Source organism: Methylomagnum sp., from assembly GCF_054333355.1.
On record NZ_JBTEKS010000363.1, the window covers coordinates 1 to 4405 of the forward strand.

The 4405-nt window shown below is 64.4% G+C and carries 4 protein-coding genes; all 4 read right to left on the bottom strand.

Annotation, left to right across the window (positions count from 1 at the left end; all coding sequences use genetic code 11):
* Positions 1 to 286: 286 nt before the first annotated feature.
* Complete coding sequence (gene moeA, locus ACXWUF_RS19265) at positions 287 to 1531, bottom strand: molybdopterin molybdotransferase MoeA (RefSeq protein WP_458496204.1); 1245 nt, start codon at positions 1529 to 1531, stop codon at positions 287 to 289.
* On the bottom strand, positions 1515 to 2075 hold the full coding sequence (mobB, locus tag ACXWUF_RS19270; RefSeq protein WP_458496205.1) for a molybdopterin-guanine dinucleotide biosynthesis protein B: 561 nt from the start codon (positions 2073 to 2075) through the stop codon (positions 1515 to 1517). The genes moeA and mobB overlap by 17 nt, the downstream gene beginning before the upstream one ends.
* A 102-nt stretch (positions 2076 to 2177) precedes the next feature.
* Entirely contained in the window at positions 2178 to 3188 is a 1011-nt protein-coding gene (locus tag ACXWUF_RS19275) for an NAD-dependent epimerase (RefSeq protein ID WP_458496206.1), read from the bottom strand.
* 14 nt (positions 3189 to 3202) lie between these two features.
* Positions 3203 to 4405, bottom strand: a 1203-nt coding sequence (locus ACXWUF_RS19280) for a nucleotide sugar dehydrogenase (protein ID WP_458496207.1), incomplete at its 5' end; no start/stop codon positions are given.

Genomic DNA, 4405 nt, shown 5'->3' on the forward strand with positions numbered 1-4405 from the left:
ATGTGTTGCTCCAGGTGGTGAATCGAAATTATCGTTCCCACGGTCTCCGTGGGAACGCTGGCTTGGCCGCTCTGCGGCCCGTGTTGCAGGGGAAGCGGGATGGGACTTTCACCCTAATGGGTGTAGGTCGGGCTTCAGCCCGATCCCAAGCCGAGTGAGTGGCGGAAGTCGGGCTGAAGCCCGACCCTACAATTACCTAATCCCCGCCGCTTGTTGCGGGACGCGGAGCGCCCAAAGCGGCATTCCCACGGAGACCGTGGGAACGATCCGCACGACTCGCGAGAATTCAAAACTCACCAAACGGCTCAATCTCCACCGTATCCCCCGGCTCAACGCCCGCATTCTCCAGGGGCAGCACGATGAAGCAATTGGCCCGGCTCATCGAACTCAGGCGATGGCTACCCTGCCCCGCCAGCCCTGTCACAGTGAGGCCACCGCCAGCGTTCCGGCTGAACACGCCGCGCTGGAATTCCAGCCGACCCGGCGACTTCTTGAGTGGGTTGGCGCAAGTGGCGGGAAGACGCAGCGGCGCGGCCACCGGGGCGCCCATCAGCGTCAATAAAGCCGGGCGGACCAGTTGCCGGAAGGTAATCATCGCCGCCGCCGGGTTGCCGGGCAGGCCGAACAGCCACGCGGGGCCGATCTGGCCGAAGGCGAAGGGCTTGCCGGGCTTGATGGCGACCTTCCAGAAATCGACCCGGCCAATGGCCCGCAGCACCTCCACCACGAAGTCCGCATCGCCCACCGACGCCCCGCCGGTGGTGAGGATAACGTCGGATTGTTTCGAAATGTCCAGCAAGCCCCGTTCCAAGGCGGCCGGATCGTCGGGCAGCGTGCCGAAATCCAAGGCGTCCACACCCAACTCGGCCAGCAGGGCGTGCAGCACGTAGCGGTTACTGTCGTGGATTTCACCCAGACCCAGCGACTCGCCGACGGGACGCAGCTCGTCGCCCGTGGATAGCACGGCCACCCGCAGCCGCCGTTTTACGGGAACTTCGGCGAGCCCGACCGAGGCCAGCAGCCCGATGTCGGCGGGCGCGAGGCGCTTGCCCACCGGGAGCAGTTCGTCGCCCACCCGTAATTCCTCGCCTTGGTAGCGGATGTGCTTGCCCGCCCTCACCGGCGCCGTGAGGCTAATTTCGTCGCCTTCACGCGACACGTCCTCCTGGGCCACCACGGCGTCGGCGCTGTCGGGCACCAGGGCGCCGGTGAAGATACGGACGCACTCGCCCGGCGCCAGCGTGCCCACGAATGGCCGTCCCGCCCAAGAGGTGCCAATCACCCGCAACGGAACGGCGTCTTCCAAATCCGCCACGCGCAAGGCGTAGCCGTCCATGGCGGAATTGTCGAAAGGCGGCAGGTCCAGCGGAGTGTGGACGGTCTCGGCCAGGACGCGGCCCTGGATTTGCTTGAGCGGCAACCACTCGACGCCCTCGACGGGCCGGAGCGCGGCCAACATGAGTTCCAGCGCCCGCTCCAGGGTCAGCCGTTTCGGGGCGGGTTCGGCGCAGCGGTCAGGCTCTTGGTGCATGGGGCAGGAAGTCGTCGAGGATGAAGCGGGCGATCCGGTCGGGATCGTTGAGGTCCAGCCGGGGGATGGCCGGTTCGACCGGGAGGGGCGCGTCGGTGGCGATGGCGATGATGGTGTCGTCGTCCGGGAACAGCAGCGGTCGGCCCAGCGCGGGCCGGTGCAGTTCGATCTTGGGGAAGCGCTCCCGCTTGAAGCCTTCCACCAAAATCAGGTCCAGGCCGGTTTGATCGAAATACCGCAGTTCATCATTAAGCGAAGGCTCCCGGGCGACCCGCAACTCGGTGATGATGGCCCGGCGGTGGGAGGAGCTCAGCATCACCGGGCTGGCCCCGGCGTGGCGGAGTTGATAGCTGTCCTTGCCGGGATAATCAATCTCAAAGTCGTGGTGGCTGTGCTTGATGAGCCCGACCCGCAAGCCCCCGGCGGTGAAGCGGGGAATCAGTTGGGTCAGCAGGGTGGTCTTGCCGGTCCCGCTGAAGGCGGCGAAACCCAGCAGCGGAACGTGGGCACTGGGCAGAATTCCGTAGGTCGGGCATGTACCCATGCCCGACGCCATCACCCGGACCAAGCAACGTCGGGCATGGAATACAGGCCCGACCTACCCGGTTGCCGCTTCAAGTCAGAGAAGCTAATTCCAGCCATATCTTTAGACGTGTCCGTAATAATCCTTGTACCAGGCCACGAAGTTGGCGATGCCGGTCTCGATGGGCGTGGCGGGCGCGTAGCCGACATCCCGCATCAGATCGTCCACGTCCGCGTAAGTGGCGGGCACGTCGCCGTCCTGCATGGGCAGGTAGTTCTTCTCGGCCTGCTTGCCCAGGCAGTCCTCCAGCACCTCGATGAAGCGCATCAGTTCCACCGGCTGATGGTTGCCGATGTTGTAGAGGCGGTAAGGCGCCTTGCCGGTGCCGGGGTCCGGGTCATCGCCGTTCCAGGCCGGGTTGGGCGTCGCGACGTTGTCCAGGGTGCGCACCACGCCTTCCACGATGTCGTCGATGTAGGTGAAGTCGCGGCGGTGCTTGCCGAAGTTGAACACGTCGATGGGCCTCCCTTCCAGGATGCTCTTGGTGAACTTGAACAAGGCCATGTCGGGCCGACCCCATGGGCCGTAGACCGTGAAGAACCGCAGCCCGGTGGTGGGAATGCCGTACAAATGGCTGTAGGTGTGGGCCATCAACTCGTTGGCCTTCTTGGTGGCGGCGTAGAGACTCACCGGGTGGTCCACGTTCTGGTGAACCGAGAACGGCATGGCGGTGTTGGCCCCATAGACCGAGCTGGACGAGGCGTAGACCAGATGCTCGACGGCGTTGTGGCGGCAGGCTTCGAGGATATTGCAGAAGCCCACCAGATTGGCGTCGATGTAGGTGTAGGGATGAGTGATGGAATAGCGCACCCCGGCCTGGGCGGCGAGGTTGACCACCCGCTCGGGCCGCTGCGCGGCGAACAAGCGGAACAAGCTGTCGCGGTCCTCCAGGGATATCCGCGCCTCGGTGAAGCCGGGCTGTCCCTTGAGCCGGGCCAGCCGGGCCTCCTTGAGCGCCACATCGTAATAATCGTTGACGTTATCGACGCCAATCACTTCATCGCCCCGCGCCAGCAGCACATGGGACAGCGCGGCGCCGATGAATCCGGCGGTGCCGGTCACTAAGACTTTCATGAATTTCCCCGAGATTATAAATAGCCGTCCACGGCGTCCGGCGGCAGCGCGTATTTCACATCGAACACCACCCCGCCGGGCTTGGCCAGGGCGCGCACGCCCTCGGCGCCCAGGGCTTTGAATTGGCGGTGGGCCACCGCCAGAATCACCGCGTCGTAATGTCCAGCGGGAGGCTCGCCCACCAGTTCCAGGCCGTACTCGTGCCGGACCTCGTCCGCGCTGGCCCATGGGTCGTGGACCGCGACATGGGCATGATACCCGCCCAATTCCGCAATGATGTCGATCACTTTGGTATTGCGGATGTCCGGGCAGTTCTCCTTGAAGGTCAGCCCGAGAATCAGGATGTTGGAGCGGCAGACGTTGATGCCCTTCCGAGTCATCAATTTGACCACCCGGCCCGAGACATATTCCCCCATCCCGTCATTGATGCGGCGACCGGCCAGGATCATCTCGGGATGGTGGCCGACCTGCTGGGCCTTGTGGGTCAGGTAATAAGGATCGACCCCGATGCAATGCCCGCCCACCAAACCGGGCCGGAACGGCAGGAAATTCCATTTGCTGCCGGCGGCCTCCAACACTTCCAGGGTGTTCAGCCCGAGCTTGTGGAACAGGATCGCCAGCTCGTTGATGAGGGCGATGTTGACATCGCGCTGGGTGTTCTCGATGACCTTGGCGGCCTCGGCCACCTTGATGCTGCTGGCCTTGTGGGTGCCCGCCGTGATGATGGAACGGTAGAGTCCGTCCACGAAGTCCGCGACCTCGGGCGTCGAGCCGGCGGTGACTTTCTTGATGCTGGTGACGCGATGCGCCTTGTCGCCGGGATTGATGCGCTCCGGGCTGTAGCCGCAAAAGAAATCGCGGTTGAACAGCAGCCCGGACTGCGCTTCGAGGATCGGCACGCAGACCTCCTCGGTGGCGCCGGGATAGACCGTGGATTCATACACCACGATGTCGCCCTGGCTCAGCACCCGCCCGATGGATTCGCTGGCTTTGACCAGCGGGGTGAGGTCGGGCCGCTTGTGATCGTCGATGGGGGTCGGCACGGTGACGATGTAGACATTGCGGTCGGCGAGGTCACCGGGATCGGCGGTGTAACCCAGCCGCCCTGCGGAAGCGAGTTCGTCGGCGTTCACCTCCAGGGAGCGATCCAGGCCCTCCTTCAATTCCGCGATCCGCTGCGCGTTGATGTCCAACCCCACCGTGTCGAAGTGCTTGCC

Excerpts from the sequence above, each read along its gene's own strand:
- moeA (WP_458496204.1), bottom strand. The coding sequence starts at position 1,531 with ATGCACCAAGAGCCTGACCGCTGCGCCGAACCCGCCCCGAAACGGCTG.
- mobB (WP_458496205.1), bottom strand. The coding sequence starts at position 2,075 with ATGGGTACATGCCCGACCTACGGAATTCTGCCCAGTGCCCACGTTCCG.
- ACXWUF_RS19275 (WP_458496206.1), bottom strand. The coding sequence starts at position 3,188 with ATGAAAGTCTTAGTGACCGGCACCGCCGGATTCATCGGCGCCGCGCTG.